At 51.6% G+C, this 15731-nt stretch carries 13 protein-coding genes; 3 read left to right on the plus strand and 10 right to left on the minus strand.

Going from position 1 to position 15731, the window contains the following annotated elements; genetic code table 11:
• Positions 1 to 114: 114 nt before the first annotated feature.
• Both PCH05_RS02810 and PCH05_RS02815 read right to left on the minus strand, forming a co-directional pair.
• Positions 115 to 1122: a globin-coupled sensor protein gene (locus tag PCH05_RS02810; protein WP_127600455.1), complete on the minus strand. Its 1008-nt coding sequence runs from the start codon at positions 1120 to 1122 to the stop codon at positions 115 to 117.
• Positions 1123 to 1273: 151 nt separating this feature from the next.
• Positions 1274 to 3169: a PrkA family serine protein kinase gene (locus PCH05_RS02815; RefSeq protein ID WP_127600457.1), complete on the minus strand. Its 1896-nt coding sequence runs from the start codon at positions 3167 to 3169 to the stop codon at positions 1274 to 1276.
• A gap of 249 nt (positions 3170 to 3418) precedes the next feature.
• Between PCH05_RS02815 and PCH05_RS02820 the strand changes: the two genes are divergently transcribed.
• Entirely contained in the window at positions 3419 to 4168 is a 750-nt protein-coding gene (locus tag PCH05_RS02820; RefSeq protein WP_127600459.1) for a DUF2161 domain-containing phosphodiesterase, read from the plus strand.
• Here PCH05_RS02820 and PCH05_RS02825 read toward each other — a convergent pair.
• Entirely contained in the window at positions 4165 to 5388 is a 1224-nt protein-coding gene (locus tag PCH05_RS02825; protein WP_127600461.1) for an aminotransferase-like domain-containing protein, read from the minus strand. The genes PCH05_RS02820 and PCH05_RS02825 overlap by 4 nt on opposite strands.
• Before the next feature lie 103 nt (positions 5389 to 5491).
• Positions 5492 to 6148, minus strand: coding sequence for a response regulator transcription factor (locus PCH05_RS02830; protein WP_127600463.1), 657 nt, complete (start codon positions 6146 to 6148; stop codon positions 5492 to 5494).
• Between the two features lie 384 nt (positions 6149 to 6532).
• Here PCH05_RS02830 and PCH05_RS02835 point away from each other — a divergent pair, with 384 nt between their 5' ends.
• Both PCH05_RS02835 and PCH05_RS02840 read left to right on the plus strand, forming a co-directional pair.
• On the plus strand, positions 6533 to 6934 hold the full coding sequence (locus PCH05_RS02835; RefSeq protein WP_127600465.1) for a hypothetical protein: 402 nt from the start codon (positions 6533 to 6535) through the stop codon (positions 6932 to 6934).
• Between the two features lie 83 nt (positions 6935 to 7017).
• On the plus strand, positions 7018 to 7998 hold the full coding sequence (locus PCH05_RS02840) for a phosphodiester glycosidase family protein (RefSeq protein WP_371860505.1): 981 nt from the start codon (positions 7018 to 7020) through the stop codon (positions 7996 to 7998).
• 399 nt (positions 7999 to 8397) lie between these two features.
• On the opposite strand, the gene PCH05_RS02845 is transcribed toward PCH05_RS02840, so the two are convergent.
• The 6 genes from PCH05_RS02845 to aroF all read right to left on the minus strand — a co-directional run bounded on the left by PCH05_RS02845 (position 8398) and on the right by aroF (position 15513).
• Positions 8398 to 8652, minus strand: a complete 255-nt coding sequence (locus PCH05_RS02845; protein WP_127600470.1) for an AbrB/MazE/SpoVT family DNA-binding domain-containing protein — start codon at positions 8650 to 8652, stop codon at positions 8398 to 8400.
• A gap of 166 nt (positions 8653 to 8818) precedes the next feature.
• Entirely contained in the window at positions 8819 to 9283 is a 465-nt protein-coding gene (trmL, locus tag PCH05_RS02850; protein WP_127600472.1) for a tRNA (uridine(34)/cytosine(34)/5-carboxymethylaminomethyluridine(34)-2'-O)-methyltransferase TrmL, read from the minus strand.
• A 130-nt stretch (positions 9284 to 9413) separates the two neighbouring features.
• Complete coding sequence (gene serC / locus PCH05_RS02855; protein WP_127600474.1) at positions 9414 to 10502, minus strand: 3-phosphoserine/phosphohydroxythreonine transaminase; 1089 nt, start codon at positions 10500 to 10502, stop codon at positions 9414 to 9416.
• Positions 10503 to 10793: 291 nt separating this feature from the next.
• The gene (locus tag PCH05_RS02860; RefSeq protein ID WP_127600844.1) at positions 10794 to 12365 is read right to left on the minus strand and encodes a catalase; all 1572 of its coding nucleotides are present in this window, start codon (positions 12363 to 12365) and stop codon (positions 10794 to 10796) included.
• A gap of 419 nt (positions 12366 to 12784) precedes the next feature.
• On the minus strand, positions 12785 to 14209 hold the full coding sequence (gene glnA / locus PCH05_RS02865; RefSeq protein WP_127600476.1) for a type I glutamate--ammonia ligase: 1425 nt from the start codon (positions 14207 to 14209) through the stop codon (positions 12785 to 12787).
• 251 nt (positions 14210 to 14460) lie between these two features.
• Positions 14461 to 15513, minus strand: coding sequence for a 3-deoxy-7-phosphoheptulonate synthase (gene aroF, locus PCH05_RS02870; RefSeq protein WP_127600478.1), 1053 nt, complete (start codon positions 15511 to 15513; stop codon positions 14461 to 14463).
• Positions 15514 to 15731: the final 218 nt, after the last annotated feature.

A 15731-nucleotide genomic window follows, 5' to 3' on the forward strand; every position in this document is an offset into this window, starting at 1 on the left:
TATCCCTTTATATTCATGATGTTGTACTCTATTATACTTGAAAAGGCACATCAGAGATATAGAAATTTCTGCTTGAAAATGGAAAATAAGCAATCCTTTGGACAACTGTGAATTCTAGCTTCGTTTTTGAATCTCCGCCAAATCCTGCGTCAGCTTCTCGATCATCGTGACGAACGATGCCAGCTCCTGCGAACTGCTCGCCTGTTCTCTGGCGTGCACTGTCGTTTTTTCCGTCTCATTGCGTACGCTGCTGAGCCGCTCCATAATGCCGGACACCTTTTCTTGAATCTGCTCCAGCGCTTCGCGCGAATGTGCCGCAAGCTTGCGGACTTCACCCGCTACCACGGCAAAGCCTCTGCCCATGTCCCCGGCGTGCGCGGCTTCAATCGCGGCGTTCAGTCCAAGCAGATGCGTCTGGTCTGCAATCGCTTTGATCAGCACACCCATGCTTTCGATCTGCTTGACGTCCTCGTGAAGCTCGTCCATCAAGCCATGCGCGGTATCCTGCGAATCCGCTGTTACCTGGGCCGACGTGGCAATCTGTGCCGCGCTCTCGTTCAGCTCCGCAATCATGCCCGTCAGCTGTTGTACGACATCTGTAACCGCTTGCAGCACATGCTCCTTTTCATCCGCGAGATCCTTCAGCTTTTCCTTCTCTTTCAACTCATAGGCTTCAAGTACCAGCTGCGAATCCAGATTGAACATTTTGCTCAGCGAATGGATGATAGAGACCCATTGGTCCGGCACGACCTGGCGCATCAAATCCGTCGCGATATCCAGGTATGTCATATAGCTTCCAAGATAGTATTCCACGCTCAGACCGACACGGGAATGCACGAGTCCGATGGCGATCCTTTTCTCCAAGTAAGCGTCATCGATTTGGCCGTCGGCGAGCGACATCCAGTATTCCCTCTGCGTATTCTTCAATCTCTCAATCGTCGTGGTCCGCCCGATGAGCTCCATGAGCTCGGGCTCCGTGGCGATATGCTTGTAAAAATGGTTCACGACTTCCTCAACTACTTTGGCGAATACGGGCCGGAACTGCAGCAGATTTTCCATGTCCTGTTCGGTCAGACGGATATAATCGATCTGCTTCTTCCGTTTGGGGGATACATTAATCATGTAGAAAGGCGCTCCTTCTTTATACCTAAATTTTCCGTTGATACAGCAACTTTGTATATTATAGACTATATCGACAGCGAAGCCACTAGATTTAAATAATATTTTTACAAATAAAACGAAAACCGCCCTCTCTTGAGGACGGTTTGACCCTTTACCGGTTCAGCAGGCTTCCGACATATTTCAGCAGCTCGTTGGCGCACACCGGGCAGTACCCGTGATCGTCCATCAAACGCTTGCTGACTTCATTGATCCGCTTCAGCTGATTGGCATCCGGCGTTTTGGTGGACGTCGTGATCTTGACGATATCCTTCAAATCCGTGAACAGCTTCTTCTCAATCGCTTCGCGCAGCCGGTCATGATTATGGTATTCGAACTTCTTGCCCTTACGCGAGTATGAGGAAATGCGGATCATGATCTCTTCCCTAAACGCCTTCTTCGCATTCTCCGAAATGCCGATCTGCTCTTCGATCGAGCGCATCAGCCGCTCATCCGGATTCATTTCCTCATCGGTCAGCGGATCGCGGATTTTGGACATGTTGCAGAAGGCTTCGATATTGTCCAGGTAGTTCTCGAATAAGGTTTTGGCCGACTCGTCGAACGAATACACGAAGGCTTTCTGCACTTCCTTCTTGGCCAGCTCGTCGTATTCCTTTCGCGCGACGGCGATGAAGTTCAGATAACGCTCGCGTTCCTCCTTGGTGATGGAGGCATGCTGATCAAGTCCGTCTTTGATGGCTCGTAAAATATCCAGCGCGTTAATGCATTGAAGGTCTTGCTTAATCAAAGCACTGGATATCCGGTTGATGACGTAACGCGGGTCAACGCCGGACATGCCTTCTTCGAGATATTCGGTCTGCATTTCCTTCAGGTCGGCTTCCTTGAAGCCCTCGATTTCCTCTCCGTTGTACATGCGCATTTTTTTGACCAGATCCATGCCGTGCTTCTTCGTTTCCTTCAGCCGGGTCAGGATCGAGAAAATTGCGGCGGAACGCAGCGCATGCGGCGCAATATGCACATGCTTCATATCGCTCTGCAGAATCAGCTTGTTATAAATCTTTTCTTCCTCGGACACCTTTAAGTTGTATGGAATCGGCATGACAATCATCCGCGATTGCAGCGCCTCGTTTTTCTTATTCGATATAAATGCCTTGTACTCCGCTTCGTTCGTATGCGCCACGATAAGCTCATCCGCGGAAATGAGAGCGAATCGGCCCGCTTTGAAATTCCCCTCCTGCGTCAGGGACAGCAGGTTCCACAGGAACTTCTCGTCGCATTTGAGCATCTCCTGGAACTCCATCAATCCGCGGTTCGCCTTGTTCAGCTCTCCATCGAAACGATAAGCGCGCGGATCGGATTCGGAGCCGAATTCCGTAATGGTCGAAAAATCAATGCTGCCGGTCAGATCGGCGATATCCTGCGATTTGGGATCCGACGGACTGAACGTCCCGATCCCCACCCTGGCATCCTCGGAGATGACGACCCGGGTCACAGGTACCTTTTCAATGTCTCCGCCGTACTCGAGCTTCAAGCGCATCTGGCATGACGGGCATAAATTCCCTTCAATGCGCACGCCCAGCTCTTTTTCGATCTCGGGACGCAGCTCCAGCGGGATCAAATGCAGCGGTTCTTCGTGCATCGGGCAGCCGTCAATGGCATACAGCGCTCCTTCCTCCGTACGCGAATACTTCTCAAGCCCCCGCTTCAGGAGCGTAACCAGCGTGGATTTACCACCGCTCACCGGACCCATCAGCAGCAGAATCCGTTTGCGAACGTCCAGTCTGCGTGCCGAAGAGTGGAAATACTCCTCCACCAGCTTCTCCACGGAACGATCCAGTCCGAAGATTTCCTGTTCAAAAAATTTATAGCGCTTATGGCCGCCCACCTCCTCCACGCCATGCGACATGATCATGTTATACACGCGCGCATGAGCCGTAATGGCCGCTGAAGGATTTTGACGGAGCAGTTCAACGTAATCTTTAAAAGTGCCGTTCCATGCGAGTTGATCACTTTCTGCCCGATAGGCCGCTACGCGTTCGAAAATATCCATGCTAGTACCTCCTATGACTACGTTTTAAGTTGTCAAAAATTCCATCAAAGCGTCAAGGGTCAACTTCCCCGGTTAGAACCCGTTTTATCGCATTGCTCTCAATCAAAAAGTGTATTACATACCTATGCTGAAAATGGGGATTAGTTGACCTATTTTTTCGCGAAAGGAGGATTGTCTTTTATCGAATGTTATAATATAGGAAATGAAAGAAGACACGGCCTGGCCGTCGTTCTGCAAAGGGGAATTCGCATGAGCGTACAGCATGAAACCGAGCTCTATGAGCCGCTGAAGGCTTTTTTTGAAGAGCAGGGCTATGCGATTAAGGGAGAGGTCCGAAACTGCGATCTGGTCGGAGTCCATCCGGAGCAATCCGAGCCGTTAATCGTTGAAATGAAAAAAACGTTCAATCTCGCGCTGCTTCTGCAGGGGATGGAACGATTGCAAATGAGTTCACAGGTATATTTGGCGGTGGAACGCAGCAGAACCAAACGCGGAGCCGTGAACCAGCGTTGGGGCGAAATCACGCGACTGTGCCGCAAGCTGGGCTTCGGCCTGATCACGATCACCTTTTTCAAGACGAAAAAGCCTTTTGTCGAGGTTCTCTGCAAACCGGAAACGCAGGAGCCTCCCAAAATCAAAAAAAGACGCACGGAGCGCCTTTTATATGAATTCCATGAACGCAGCGGCGATTACAATATCGGCGGCAGCAGCCGCGCGAAGCTGATGACCGCTTACCGCGAAAAGGCGCTGCGTGTAGCCCTGGCGCTCGCAAGCGCGCCGCCGGAAGGCGCTTCGCCCGCCTCGCTGCGCGATCTGACCGGCATCGGCAACACCGCCGCAATCCTTCGCCACAACTACTACGGCTGGTTCGACCGGATCGGCCGCGGCCGCTACGTTCTTACCCCGGCAGGCCAGGAAGGCCTGAACCTCTATGCGGGCGTACTGGAAACCGCTCCTTCTTCTTCCGCGGCTGATTCCCATCCCGGCGAGGAGGTTTAACTGCGGGCGGTGAATTCCGAGATGGCTTCGCCGATCAAATTCATGCCCAGGAGCAGCTCATCCCGGCCCGGATGGGTAAAGTTCAAACGTATATTTTCGCGGCCTTCGCCATTGGCATAGCAGAGAGTTCCGGGCAAAAAGGCAGCTCCCTTACCCAGGGAACACTTCAGCAGCAGGGCGCTGTCCAGGCCGTCCGGAAGCTTCACCCAGATGAACATGCCGCCTTCCGGGACATTATAACTCGTATTTTTCCATGCCGGACGCTTCAGGAGCTCCGTCATCAGTTTCTGCCGGGTTTGATATTCGCGATTCAGCAACTGGATATGCTCGTGAATATCGAAAGCCGAATATTCCAGCAAATAATGCAGCAGGCATTGGTTAAAATGACTCGACTGCCAATCGGCCAACTGTTTGGCCATAACCATCGCATCGATGATGACCTTGTTCCCTGCGGCCCAGCCCGTGCGGAGCGCCGGGACCACCGTCTTGCTGAACGAGCCGATGTACAGCACCTGCCCGCCTTGCCCCGCTTCGTCGAGCGAGAATAAGGACGGGTATTTGTTGTAGAATTCTTTTTCGGTCATGCCTCCGAAATGCAAATCTCCGTAAGCATTGTCTTCCACAATCAGAATGTTCCGTTCACGGCAGATGTCCAGCACGGCCTTGCGCCGCTCGGGACTCCACAGAACCCCCGTCGGGTTCGTGAAGTTCGGCGAAACAAGCAGCAGCTTGGGACGAAGCTTCTCCGTTTGCTCCAGCAAATGCTCCGTGCTGATTCCTTCCGTATCACCCTCCACCGGAACGATGACCGCACCCTGCATTCTCAGAATTTGCAGAAAGCCCGGCGAGGTCGGATGCTCCACCAGCACCGGATCTCCCTGCTCCACATAAACGCGGGCAAGCAAATCGACAGCCTGCTGGCTGCCCGTGGTCAGCAAAATCTGACTGGAGTCAAGCTCCGTCTGCTTGGTTTGCTTGAAGTTATTGCACAGCCATTCCCGCAAAGGCAAATAGCCCTGGGGCTCGCCGTATTGCAGCGCCGCAGGGCTTTTGGATATAACGGCCGCCGCAGCAGCCTCCAGTGATGACAGCGGGAACAGTTCCTCGGCAGGAAGCTCTTCGGCAAAAGAGATGAACGAATCGCGTGTGGTTAGCGATCTCATGAAGTGAAGCGGCGACGCCAGCATGGATTTCGTACGCTCCGCAAAGGAATACTGCATGCTCTCTCCTCCTTCTCTCGGTCCAATCCACCAATCTCTGGTCTTTATCTTTGTTCCACATCAGGGATTCTCGTGAAATCCCTACATGTATATATATCGCAGCTTAACTCAAAACAGGACTCTTTTGACGGGAGGTAAGAGCAAACTTTTCAATGGCCTGAGCCCGGGTGGATACGCCAAGCTTCACATAGATTTTCCGCAAATAATTATCGATCGACCGCCGGCTGACCGCAATTTCCGTGGCGATTTTGTCGTATGTAATTCCTTGAACGATCCGTTCCATAATGAAAATCTCCGTGTCCGTCAGATGGTACTTGCCGCCGTCGATCACCGGAGTCTGCACCTGCCAGATCCCGTTCTTCAGCCAATCCATCGGAAGCGTGGCGAGCCCTTCCCGCAATCCTTCAATCATCAGCATCAGTTGTTTCGCGGAAGCTTGTTTGGACAAGATGCCGCTGCCGCCGAGATTGACGACCGAATGCAGCAGCTTGATTCCGTCCGTGTCCGTCAAAATAATGATATGGCTGGAAGGTGACGCATCCAACATTTGCTCGAGCAGTGTTTCTGCCGTTCCTTCCGGCATTTGGTAGTCCAAGAGCACCAATTCCGGCTTCTGCTCCGTTACAAGCATCAGTCCTTCTTCCCAATTCGAGGCCATGCCCGTTACTTTCAGCTCTTCCCTTTCTTCCAAAATCAACTTGGTTCCCAGCATACTTGTGGGGTGACTGTCTACAATCACAACCCGCCAAACCTTCGTCATTTCGATTGAAACCCCCTGCTAAATAGAGTGGAATGATGACACGAATGTAAAATTTTGCTATGTCTAAAAACGCGTTAAATGCTTGTTTCAAGACGTATGAAACATGTAGAATTGTGTCGGAGGTATTCCCTAGTAAATTTTGTTAAAGTTTAGCTTGGCCCTGCTCTGGCTGCAGATAATCTAACAAGATTGTATCGCAACGATTCTATCCGGTGCAATCTCTTTTTGGGCGTTTCTGTGACTTTAGATTCATTTTTGCGAAATATACAGGGGAATGTTAGAATGAGGTCTGGAAAGAAAAGCCTCTTCGTGGCGTTCCACGGAAGACGGTTCGCATTTTGCGGAAGTTTCAAATGAAAATACAGTCGCAACCGGGGTGATGAAATGCAAACTTCAACACAGCCTTCCGCACCTTACCAAAACCGGACAAAGAAATCTCCTTCAGTCAAAATCGTCTTGCTCATCTGGATCCTGCTCATCGCTGCAGGCATAACCGCCGCTTATTTATACAGCAATCATCTTAAACATGAAATGCTTCAGCAGCTGCAGGCAGATTCACGACAGCAGATGAATGAACTGAAGCTCAGCTATGAAGCTAAATTCGAAGCGTTGTCCGGTGAAGTGAAGGAGCTGGAAAGCAAGGTACAGTCGTTTAATGAGCTGCTGACGTTCACAAAAGATAATGCCACCAGCAAAACCGATAACAGCAACAAGCTGTACACCCAGCTGAACGAAGTGAAAAAACAGCTTAGCGTGCTGCAGCAGAAAATGGATCTGCTCAAATGAATCTCGAAAAAAAACAGATTAACCGTTTTTTCCTGCTCGCGACTGCGCCCTTTGTAGGCCTTTTTATAGTCTTGTTATTCAGTATGAAACCCTTGCACCTGGAGGTCGATCCCGTTCCCTACGCGCCCGAGGGCACACTAAAGGAGCAAACCGTCATCCTTAAGGAGCACCTGGACAAGGCCGATCAATCGGTAAAAGTGACGCTCGCTTCCATCCGGAAGACCGCAGCGCTGTACAACCAGACGACAGCTGCCATGACCTCGATCGTCACGAATGCGCGGACTCAGGCGCTCCGCCCGGAAATCATTTATAACCGGCGGATTACGGCCAAGCTGGGCGTTCCTTTCGAACGGGTCGAAAGCGACCGAATCCGCATTGAGCTGTACCGGGTAAATCCGGGCGTCTACCAAGGCTATGCGATGAAGGTAAAGCTGAAAGACCCTGCCGCGATGAAGATGAGCCTGGGACGAGACTGTGTCGGCGGTGCGGAAACGACGATGCAGGCGGTGGCCAGGCATGGGGCAGTGGCCGGCATTAACGCAGGCGGATTCGCCGACAATGGTGGCAAGCGTTATCCGCTCAGTACAACGGTCTTAAACGGAAAATACCTGACCGGCTTCGAATCGAGCTTCAAGGATCTGTTCTTCGTTGGACTGGACCCTTCCGGCAAGCTGGTCGGCGGTAAATTTTACAGTCAAAGCGAGCTGGACAGCCTGAAGCCGAGCTTCGGGGCAACCTTCGTTCCCGTGCTTCTCAAAAATGGACAGCCCATGCCGATTCCGGAAAAATGGAAGGTCTCGCCGAAACGCGCTCCGCGTACGGTGATCGGCAATTACAAGGATGATCAGCTCATCATTATCGTGGTTGACGGGTATAATGAGAGCGGAAGCTCCGGCGCTACGCTGCAGGAGCTTCAGAGCAAAATGTACGGCATGGGCGTCGTGGATGCGTATAATCTTGATGGAGGCGGCTCCTCTTCGCTAATCGTAAACGGAAGAGTGGTTAACCATCCGTCGGACGGCAATTTACGCCCGGTTCCAACCCATTTTTTATTTTTCAAATGACCGCCTGGCTTCATAAATTCATAAACTTGGACAATTCTCATTTATTTTTTACGGAAGTGTGGGTATAATATTCTTAATGAGCATGGTAGATTAGCGGGAGGTGGCCTTCATGTCGTTCTCATTAGTGTTTTGGATTACTGCTGTGGTGCTTGTTATGTTCCTGACAGGCATCCTAACCGCAGGTTATAACGAAGATAAAACCAAAGGCCTGTAAATCACGGCCAAGAAGGCTTCCTGAACCGGGAAGCCTTTTTTGTTGCCTTTTGAGCCTAAGATCACCCCACAAAGTGGGGCTTTCTCCGAAGAATATTCAGGTACTTTGTGGGGACCCCGGTAATTTATAAATTGTATCATGTCAAGAAAAAACATCACGAAAGATCGTGATGTCTGAACAAAGGCTTATGCGTGTTTTTGCAGCTGAGCCATATCGGATTGGCACTGTCCACAAATATAACGTTCTTTAAACTCGCTCACATCATCCATGGAGCCGCAGAATACGCATTTCGGGCGATAACGTTCCAGGATGATATGATCTCCCTGCACCAGAATTTCTACAGGGTCCCCCTCATTCATCTGATACCGTTTTCTTAAAGATTTGGGCAAGACGATTCTTCCCAGCTGATCGACCTTGCGAACTACACCAGCAGGTTTCATAGACCAACTACACCTCTCCTATAAACTAGTCAACTTGATTAGAAAGTACTCCCGCGCGAGCAAATCCGCCTTTCCAATCAAAAAAAATGGGTCTTTCTTAATAGTTCGATATGAGGATGTCGAATCCTGCTTACAATTTGAATTTTTATTTCTTTCTTTAAGAAACTTACTTCATGTCGGGAAAATCCAGCTGCCGCAGCGCTTCGAATACAATGATCGCCGCCGAGTTGGATAGGTTCATCGAGCGCACTTTATCCGTCATCGGCATCCGGATGCAGGTGTCCGGGTTAGCCGCCAGAAGCTCTTCCGGCAGGCCTTTGGTTTCTTTGCCGAACACAAAGAAATCCCCGTCGCGGAACTCGACATCGGTGTATCTTTTGCTCGCTTTCGTCGATGTGTAGAAAAAGCGGCCTTCCGGATACTTCTCCTGTACCTCGGCAAAAGAATCATGGTACTCGATCTGAACCGCATACCAGTAATCCAGCCCTGCTCTCTTCAGCTTGGAATCATCGGTACTGAAGCCGAGCGGGCGAACGAGATGCAGATGCGCCCCCGTAGCCGCGCAGGTTCTTGCGATGTTGCCGGTGTTTGCCGGTATTTCGGGTTCTACAAGCACGATATGCAGTGCCATGAATAAATCACTCCATCCTCTAGTTATGCATTAATTTATTTTTTTACGCTGCCTTTTCAGTAACGAAAAAGCCCTTCGCCATATGGCGAAAGGCTATGCGTTCAACAGGCTGAACCCTTGTCAGCTTGCATTATCCATGACGCTTTTGGAAATCGGCCATGAAATCAACCAGAGCTTTGCAGCTGTCGTAAGGGACCGCGTTATAGATCGAGGCGCGCAGACCGCCGACGCTGCGGTGACCCTTCAGACCTACGAAACCTGCCTGCTCCGTTTCCTTGATGAACTGCTTCTCGAGTTCTTCCGATGCCAGGCGGAACGTCACGTTCATGATCGAACGACTGCCGGCAGCGACAGGACCGCGATAGAAGCCTTCGCTGCTATCGATTATATCATAAATCAAGCCCGCTTTCTTGCGGTTGGCCTGCTCGACGCCCGCCAGGCCGCCTTGCTCTTCGATCCATCTCAGTACTTCGTTCACCATATAGACAGAGAAAGAAGGAGGCGTATTGTACAGAGAGTCATTTTTCAAATGCGTGTTATAGCGCAGCATCGTCGGAATATGCTTCGGAGAATCGGCCAGCATGCTTTCGCGCGCGATGACGACCGTCACGCCGGAAGGACCCAGGTTTTTCTGAGCGCCCGCATAGATGAAATCGAATTGGTTCGCGTCGAATTCCCGGCATAGAATGTCGCTGGACATATCGGCGATCAGCGGTACATTGCCCGTTTTCGGGTACTGCTGATACTGCGTGCCTTCAATCGTCTCGTTGGAAGTGACGTGCAGGTACGCTGCATTGTCCGGGATTTCGATGCTGCTCAGATCCGGGATGGACATGAACTTGTCTGCTTCCGAAGAAGCCGCGATATGCGTCTCGCCGATCAGCTTCGCTTCCTTGACCGCTTTATCGGCCCAGCTGCCGGACAAAACATAGCTGGCTGTCTTGCCTTCCGTCAGGAAATTCATCGGAATCATGGCAAACTGCGTGCTGGCTCCGCCCTGCAGGAACAATACCTTGTACCCCTCAGGATTGCCGAGCAGCGATAACAGACGGCTTTCCGCTTCATGATGAACTTCCTCATAGACCTTGCCCCGATGAGACATTTCCATAATGGACATGCCTGTTCCCCGAAAATCCACAAACTCCGCCTGCGCGCGCGTCAAAACCTCAAGCGGCAGCGCCGCCGGTCCCGCATTGAAATTGTAAGCTCTCTTGCTCACGATAACTCCCCATCCTCTCTCTGTAACTGATTTTATAAAATGATAGCAGGTATATCGGAGGGCATCAAGTACCAAAATGCACAAGCAATGATCCTCCGCTTCGTCATCCCTTTCCATTCCACTTTAGCACATTTCTTTTACTCTTATAAAGCTTTACAGAAATAAAATCTAGAGGTTGTCTGCGTACACGAGGGGATGGACCCGCGGGACCAGAGAACCGGTGGCGATAAGCGGCTGATAAACGAAAAAACCCGTCCGCCAGGGGCGGACAGGCATGATTGATGTTCGTTTTTAATATGGATCGGCCTCATGGCCCAAGCGTTCCGCGTCTTGAACCGCCGCCTTGCGCTGGTCTACCTGCGCCGTTTGAGCGGTGTTCTTCAGCCCTTCCGCGACTCTGCGGCCGTAATCCTCGTCCGCCCGGGTAAAAAACTCCACCATCTGGTCCTGAATCGCCCGGTCGCACTGTTTAAGCGCATCCACGAGATTATTAACGAGGTCTTCGCGCTCCCACTCCTCAAAAGCCCGGTAGGTATGCCCGGCCTGCTGAAAATCATTGGCCCGCTCGATTCTCTTGCGCTGGAGCTTCGCATGGTATTCAGGCTCGTAAGGCTTCGCATGCTGCTCTGCTTCCACAAGCCCGTCCGTCATGGATGGCTCATAATCCACATGCGGACTCTGCTCGGGTGCCATGTCCACAAAATACTGCATTTGCCCGGCACGCTGATTGGTAGCTACACGCTTCTTCGGCGCGTTGATCGGCAACTGAAGGTAGTTTGTACCTACGCGGTAACGCTGCGTGTCTGAATACGAGAACGTGCGTCCCTGAAGCAGCTTGTCGTCCGAGAAGTCGAGACCATCGACGAGCACCCCGGTGCCGAAGGCGGCCTGCTCCACTTCGTTATAGTAGTTTTCCGGATTCCGGTCGAGCACCATTTTGCCCACTTTCAAAAAAGGAAACTGTTCTTCCGGCCACAGCTTGGTCGGATCGAGCGGATCAAAATCAAGCTCCGGATGATCATCGTCGCTCATAATCTGTACGCACAGCTCCCATTCCGGGTAATCTCCCCGTTTGATCGCCTCGTACAGATCCTGGGTCGCGTGGCTATCGTTCATGCCCTGGATCGCACTTGCCTCGCCCTGGGTCAGGTTCTTGATCCCCTGCTGCAGCGGCTCCCAGTGGTATTTCACGAGCACCGCTTGCCCTTCCGCATTGACCCATTTGTACGTATTCACGCCCGAGCCCTGCATCTGACGGTAGTTGGCCGGGATTCCCCACGGCGAATAGACGAACGTAATCATATGGACCGCTTCAGGCGATCTGGACACGAAATCGAACATGCCTACCGGACCCGGTACATTGGACACCGGATCGGGTTTGAACGCATGCACCATATCGGGGAATTTCAACGGATCGCGGATAAAAAAGATTTTAAGGTTATTACCCACGAGGTCCCAGTTCCCCTCCTCGGTATAAAATTTCACCGCGAAGCCGCGCGGATCGCGCAGCGTCTCTGGAGAGCCCGTCCCGTGTATAACGGTCGAAAACCGTACGAACACGGGCGTCCGTTTGCCCTTCACCTGAAACAGCTTGGCCCGGGTATACTTGGATACCGGCTCCCCGCCTACGCTGCCGTAGCTCTCAAAATAACCATGCGCTCCCGCTCCTCGGGCGTGAACGACTCGCTCTGGCGGACGCTCCCGGTCGAAGTGGGTGATTTTCTCGAGAAAATGATAATTCTCCAGCGTTACCGGTCCGCGGCTGCCTACCGTCCGCACATTCTGATTATCATGGATCGGATGTCCCTGGCGGTCGGTCAGCGTTTTCTCCTGCTCGATCTCCCCCGCCGTGCTTCCGGCCATTGCGCGTTCTTGCTCCAGCCCATCGCGTCCCTGTTGGTCGTTGTCATGCTCCAGCATTGTTCACACTCCTGTTGTATGTAATATTCATTTGGTTAATGTGTCCAATGGGGGGTGAAGGTATGCGGGAGGCGGGGTTGTGACCCAGGTGAGAACTCCGATGGACGCTCCATGAATGAACGTTGCTGCAATCGCTGTTGTCACCCGGATCATTTTGATTGAATGTTATAGGTATCATCCGGGCGACAAAGGCGAACGCTGTCGCTTTTTTCGCAATCGTTCATTCTCTGCGCTGCTGGGTGCTTATAGTTTCATTGGGATCGACCTTCTTGAATTAATGACCTACACGTCCTTCCGACGAAAAACTTGTCGTACACAAAAAAAGACTGCCCCTTACGGGACAGTCTTCTTATGACGCAGGATTAGCAGTCGAAATACAGGCTGTATTCATGCGGATGAATGCGGATGGAAACGGCTTTCGCTTCGCCGCGTTTCAGGTCGATGAAGTTATCGATGAATTCTTTGGTGAACACGTCGCCTTCCAGCAGGAACTCATAGTCGGCTTTCAAAGCGTCAAGCGCTTCGTCCAGCGTTCCAGGCACGCTGCGGATTTGCGATTTTTGATCGTCGCTCAGCTCATAGATATTTTTGTCCATCGGACCGTATCCGAGCTCAACCGGATTGATTTTACGCTTGATGCCGTCGAGGCCGGCCATCAGCATTGCGGAGAATGCCAGGTAAGGGTTCGCGGTGGAGTCCGGTGTGCGGAACTCGATACGGCAGCCTTTTGGCGTGACGGCAGCGACCGGAATGCGGATTGCCGCTGAACGGTTCCCTTTGGAGAATACCAGGTTTACCGGTGCTTCATAGCCTGGAACCAGGCGTTTGTAAGAGTTCGTCGACGGGTTGGTCAGAGCCAGCAGTGCAGGCGCATGGTACAGGATTCCGCCGATGTAATGCAGCGCCATTTCGCTCAGGTTGGCATAGGCACCTTTTTCGTAGAACAAAGGCGTGTCGCCGTTAAAGATGGATTGGTGAACGTGCATCCCGCTTCCGTTGTCTCCAAAGAGAGGCTTCGGCATAAAGGTTGCCACTTTGCCATACTGACGGGCGGTGTTGTGCACGATATATTTGTATACGAGCAGGTTATCTGCTGTTTTCTTGAGGGTATCGAAACGGAAATTGATCTCAGCCTGACCAGCGGTAGCCACTTCATGGTGATGGCGTTCCACGCGCAGTCCTGCTTCTTCAAGCAAACGGCACATTTCGCTGCGGATGTCCTGCTGCGTATCGACAGGAGCGACCGGAACATATCCGCCTTTCACGCCTACCTTAAAGCCCAGGTTGCCGCCTTCCTCTTTACGGTTCGTGTTCCATGCTGCTTCTTCGGAATCCACATAGAAGGAAGAGCTGTTCATGCCGCTTTCGTAACGGACATCATCGAAAATGAAAAACTCGGACTCCGGCGCGAAAAATGCTGCTGTGCCAACGCCGCAGGCTTGCAGGTACTCTTCGGCTTTCGCTGCAATGCTGCGCGGATCGCGCTCGTAACGTTCCCCGTCCGGCGTATAAATGTTGCACATAATGTTCAATGTCGGATGCGCGGTGAAAGGATCAACGTATGCCGCATCAGGATCAGGCATCATAACCATGTCGGATTCTTCGATTCCACGGAAACCCTGGATGGAAGAGCCGTCAAACGCCACTCCGTTCACAAACGTTTCTTCATCCACTTCTTTAGCAGGCAAAGAAATGTGATGGGCACGGCCAGACAAATCTACAAAGCGAAAATCTACCCACTCAATTGCATTATCCTTGATTGTTTTCAACACGTTTTCAACCGACATGATCTCTTCCTCCCAATATCCGAACATTAACCCACATATTCAGTGCAAACGTTCAGTATCTAATATTTATGTCGTCATTATAAAACGAAAAACCTGACATCGTCAATATCCATGTCAGGTATTTTTTTTAATTTGTGTTAGGTATCCTCACACCTTTAGGCGATTACCCATTTAAAGCGCAACAAACAGCCTGCCTAGCGGTTTGCACCAGCTTGGCAGGCCTATATAGGTGTTAGTTATGAATAAACAATTTAGACGACAAAGGCCTCTGCAGGCGCTTTTTCCGTGTTGAAGGTCCGGCCGACGAGCGGTGCCAGCTTCTCCAGATCCTTCAGCAGTGCCGCGAATTGATCCGGGAACAGAGACTGCACCCCGTCCCCCGTCATCGAGTTATCCGGATCGGTATGCATTTCAATGATAAGGCCGTTCGCCCCCGCAGCCACGGATGCTTTGGACATCGGTTCTACCAGTTCGCGGCGTCCTGTGCCATGGCTCGGGTCAGAAATGACCGGCAAGTGGCTCAGCTGCTGTAATACCGGGATCGCGGACAGGTCGAGCGTATTGCGAGTGTAGCTCTCGAACGTACGGATTCCGCGTTCGCATAGCATGACGTTCGGGTTGCCGCCTGCCAGAATATACTCTGCTGCGTTCAGAAGCTCATCATATGTCGCGCTGAAACCGCGTTTCAGCAGAACCGGCTTACCGCAGGTTCCGAGCTTGCGCAGCAGGTCGAAGTTCTGCATATTCCGGGTGCCGACCTGCAAAATATCGGCGTATTCCGCGCAGATATCGACATACTCCGGTGTCATGACCTCGGTAATCGTCAGCAGGCCATGCTTTTGACCGGCTTCCGCCATCATGATCAAGCCTTCCACGCCCACGCCTTGGAAGCTGTAAGGACCGGTACGGGGCTTAAAGGCTCCGCCGCGGAGCACCTGTCCGCCCGCCGCTTTCACAAGCGCCGCGATCTCATCAATTTGCTTTGGCGATTCAACCGCGCATGGACCGCCCATGATAACCAGTTCTTCGCCGCCGATCTTCACGCCTTTAATATCGATCACCGTGTTTTCCGGATGAAAATCACGGCTGGCCAATTTGTACGATTTGGTAATCTTCACTACATTCTCAACGCCTTTCATCTGCCGCAAATGCTCTGCGATGACTGGATCCACTTGACCGATCAAACCGATCACCGTACGATCCGAACCTCTGGAAATGGAGGCTTGAAGCCCGTTCTTCTTAATGACCCGCACGATATCCTGAATTTGCTCCTCCGGAGTCGTGTTGGAAGTAATAACGATCATGATTACCATTCCTTTCTGTATTCAAGCGCAGAGCTTGCTGCGCAGCCTTGATATTTTTTAAATCGAGCATTCCGCAGAAACAACAACATCGCCCAGTCACTAATTTACTTAGACGCGTTTTAGCTTTTAAGCTTTTAATCACTAAAGCAACTATATCGTATTCATCCTGTTACGTCAAGACCAAGTCTGCATAATACGCAAAAACAGGCCTTCCCCTA

Source organism: Paenibacillus chibensis (genome assembly GCF_004001045.1).
Taxonomy (GTDB): Bacteria; Bacillota; Bacilli; order Paenibacillales; family Paenibacillaceae; genus Paenibacillus_AQ; species Paenibacillus_AQ chibensis.

Bases quoted from the DNA above. Each gene is read 5' to 3' on its own strand.
- aroF (WP_127600478.1), bottom strand. From the start codon at position 15,513: ATGATCGTTATTACTTCCAACACGACTCCGGAGGAGCAAATTCAGGAT.
- PCH05_RS02845 (WP_127600470.1), bottom strand. From the start codon at position 8,652: ATGAAACCTGCTGGTGTAGTTCGCAAGGTCGATCAGCTGGGAAGAATC.
- PCH05_RS02810 (WP_127600455.1), bottom strand. From the start codon at position 1,122: ATGATTAATGTATCCCCCAAACGGAAGAAGCAGATCGATTATATCCGT.
- PCH05_RS02815 (WP_127600457.1), bottom strand. From the start codon at position 3,169: ATGGATATTTTCGAACGCGTAGCGGCCTATCGGGCAGAAAGTGATCAA.
- PCH05_RS02825 (WP_127600461.1), bottom strand. From the start codon at position 5,388: ATGCAGTATTCCTTTGCGGAGCGTACGAAATCCATGCTGGCGTCGCCG.
- PCH05_RS02830 (WP_127600463.1), bottom strand. From the start codon at position 6,148: ATGACGAAGGTTTGGCGGGTTGTGATTGTAGACAGTCACCCCACAAGT.
- PCH05_RS02835 (WP_127600465.1), top strand. From the start codon at position 6,533: ATGCAAACTTCAACACAGCCTTCCGCACCTTACCAAAACCGGACAAAG.
- glnA (WP_127600476.1), bottom strand. From the start codon at position 14,209: ATGTCGGTTGAAAACGTGTTGAAAACAATCAAGGATAATGCAATTGAG.
- PCH05_RS02820 (WP_127600459.1), top strand. From the start codon at position 3,419: ATGAGCGTACAGCATGAAACCGAGCTCTATGAGCCGCTGAAGGCTTTT.
- trmL (WP_127600472.1), bottom strand. From the start codon at position 9,283: ATGGCACTGCATATCGTGCTTGTAGAACCCGAAATACCGGCAAACACC.
- PCH05_RS02840 (WP_371860505.1), top strand. From the start codon at position 7,018: ATGAAACCCTTGCACCTGGAGGTCGATCCCGTTCCCTACGCGCCCGAG.
- PCH05_RS02860 (WP_127600844.1), bottom strand. From the start codon at position 12,365: ATGGCCGGAAGCACGGCGGGGGAGATCGAGCAGGAGAAAACGCTGACC.